The organism is Lentzea sp. (assembly GCF_036380075.1).
Taxonomy (GTDB): Bacteria; Actinomycetota; Actinomycetes; order Mycobacteriales; family Pseudonocardiaceae; genus Lentzea.
In genome coordinates this window covers 1-2864 of sequence record NZ_DASVFL010000203.1, presented here as the reverse complement: position 1 = coordinate 2864, position 2864 = coordinate 1, and the positions used below count along the sequence as shown (strand labels likewise).

General features: G+C 70.4%; 2 protein-coding genes. One reads left to right on the top strand and one right to left on the bottom strand.

Going from position 1 to position 2864, the window contains the following annotated elements:
• Positions 1 to 1667: homocysteine S-methyltransferase family protein (locus VF330_RS22165; RefSeq protein ID WP_330853558.1), on the bottom strand; the 1667-nt coding region annotated here is incomplete at its 3' end.
• A gap of 224 nt (positions 1668 to 1891) precedes the next feature.
• Here VF330_RS22165 and VF330_RS22160 point away from each other — a divergent pair.
• Positions 1892 to 2722: a patatin-like phospholipase family protein gene (locus VF330_RS22160; protein ID WP_330853557.1), complete on the top strand. Its 831-nt coding sequence runs from the start codon at positions 1892 to 1894 to the stop codon at positions 2720 to 2722.
• The last annotated feature ends 142 nt before the right edge of the window (positions 2723 to 2864 follow it).

Genomic DNA, 2864 nt, shown 5'->3' with positions numbered 1-2864 from the left:
CCGGCCTTGACGGCGTGGAACAGGAACGCCGAGTGCATGGCCTCGCGGACGACGTCGTTGCCGCGGAAGGAGAACGACAGGTTCGAGATGCCGCCGCTGGTGCGCGCGCCCGGACAGCGCTCCTTGATCAGCGGCAACGCGTCGATGAACGCCTTGGCGTAGCCGTTGTGCTCCTCGATGCCGGTGGCGACCGCGAGCACGTTCGGGTCGAAGATGATGTCCTCGGCCGGGAAGCCGACCTCGTTCGTCAGCAGGTCGTACGCGCGGGCGCAGATCGCGACCTTGCGCTCGGTCGTGTCGGCCTGGCCCTGCTCGTCGAAGGCCATCACGACGACACCGGCGCCGTAGTCGCGGATCGTGCGGGCCTGCTCCAGGAACGGGCCCTCGCCCTCCTTGAGGCTGATCGAGTTGACCACGCCCTTGCCCTGCACGCAGCGCAGACCGGCCTGGAGCACACCCCACCGGGAGCTGTCGATCATCACCGGGATGCGGGCGATCTCCGGCTCGGTCGCGATCAGGTTCAGGAACGTCGTCATCGCCTGCTCGCCGTCGAGCAGGTCGGCGTCCATGTTGACGTCCAGCAGGTTCGCGCCGCCGCGGACCTGGTCGAGCGCCACGGCGAGGGCCGCCTGGTGGTCGTCGGCCTCGATCAGCCGGCGGAACTTCGCCGAGCCCGTGACGTTGGTGCGCTCGCCGATCATGACGAACCCGGTGTCCTGACCGATCTCGAACGTCTCCAGGCCGCTGTAGCGGGTGGCGTGGCGCGGCGGGACGACGTCGCGGGGCGTCTCGCCCTTGACGGCTTCGGCGATGGCCTTGATGTGCGCGGGGGAGGTGCCGCAGCAGCCGCCGACGACGTTGACGATCCCCTTGCCCGCGAAGTCCTTGAGCAGGGCCGCGGTCTCGTCCGGCGTCTGGTCGTAGCCGCCGAACGCGTTGGGCAGTCCGGCGTTGGGGTGGCAGGCGACGTAGGTGTCCGCCAGTCGCGCCAGGTCGGTGACGTGCGGGCGCATCTCCTCGGCGCCCAGCGAGCAGTTCACCCCGACGACCAGCGGCTCCGCGTGCGCGATCGAGTCCCAGAACGCCTCGACCGTCTGGCCGGACAGCGTGCGGCCGGACAGGTCGACGATCGTCACCGAGATCCACAGCGGCAGGTCCGGCGCCACCTCGCGGGCGGCGGTGATGGCGGCCTTGCAGTTCAGCGTGTCGAAGATCGTCTCGATCAGCAGCAGGTCGACGCCGCCCTCGCGCAGCGCGGAGATCTGCTCGGCGTAGGAGGCCTTGACCTGCTCGAACGTGACGGCCCGGTACGCCGGGTCCTCGACCTTGGGCGACAGGCTGAGCGTGACGTTGAGGGGGCCGACCGATCCGGCGACGAACCGGCCGCCGAACTCGTCCGCGGCCTGCCGGGCGATCCGGGCGCCGGCGATGTTCATGTCGCGCACGCGGTCCTCCAGCCCGTAGTCGGCCTGGCCGATCGACGTGGCGGTGAACGTGTTGGTGGTCGTGATGTCCGCGCCCGCCGCGAGGTACTGCCGGTGCACGTCGAGCACCAGGTCGGGACGCGTGAGGTTGAGCAGGTCCGGGTCGCCGACGACGTCGGTGTGGTGGTCGGCGAACTCGGTGCCGTGGTAGTCGGCGGGCGACAGCTTCGCCTGCTGGAACATCGTGCCCCAGGCGCCGTCGAGCACGGCGATCCGCTGGTTCAACAGGGACTTCAGACCGGCCACGCGCGCGCTCCCGAGAACGTCGGAAGCGCCCTTTTCCGTGATCGTGCGAAGACGAGCGTGGCAGGCCTCGGGGCCCGTTGCAGCGCTTCTCGGCTTCGCCGCCAAGGTTACCAACGTCGACCAAGCACCAGGAACTCGTCTCACTCCATAGGATGGCCGGTGTGACTGGAGAACGCGCGTTGGTGCTGGGCGGCGGTGGTGTCACCGGAATCGCCTGGGAGACCGGGATTCTGCACGGACTGGCCGAGCAGGGCGTCGACCTGTCCGGCGCCGACCTCTTCGTGGGGACCTCCGCCGGGTCCGTGGTGGCCACGCAGCTCGCCGGCGGCGTCCCACTGGCTGACCTGTACGCGAGCCAGCTGCTGCCGCCGGACGGCGAGATCCCCGCGCGGCTGACGCCGTGGATGCTCCTCCGCTACGCTCTTTCCTACGCGGTGCCGGGAAAACCGGCGGTGAAGCGGGCCAGGCTCGGCCGCGCCGCGGTGAAGGCGCGCACGCCGTCGGAACGGTCGCGGCTGGAGGTCTTCGAGCACCGTCTGTCCATTCAGGACTGGCCGGAGCGCGCGCTCAAGGTCACGGCGGTGGACGTGGCGGACGGGAGGTTCGTCGCGTTCGACCGGGACAGCGGCGTGCCGCTGGTGAAGGCCGTGGCGTCGAGCTGCGCGGTGCCGCTGGTGTGGCCGCCCGTGACGATCGACGGCCACCGGTACATGGACGGCGGCATGCGTTCCCTGGCCAACGTCGACCTGGCGGCCGGGTGTTCGCGGGTCGTGGTCGTGGCGCCGTTGACGCGGGGAGCCAGTGCCGCGGCGTCGCCGCAGGCCCAGGTCGCGAAGCTGGGTGTGCCGTCGGTGGTGGTGAGTCCCGACGGGGCCGCCCTGGCCGCGATCGGGAAGAACCTGCTCGACCCGGCGCGCAGGAAACCGGCGGCCGAAGCCGGGTTCGCGCAGGCCGGGGCGGTCGCCGAGGCCGTGCGCTCAGTCTGGGGCTGATTCGCGGGGGGTTCGTGCCTCTTGTCCGGATGTGACCTGCCCGCCTACTGTCGCGCGCATTCAGGCAGGTTTGTTAACTAATGGACAAGAGGTGGTCCGTGGGTAGGAGATGGGTGTCAGGGGTGCTCGTGCTCGGGCTCCT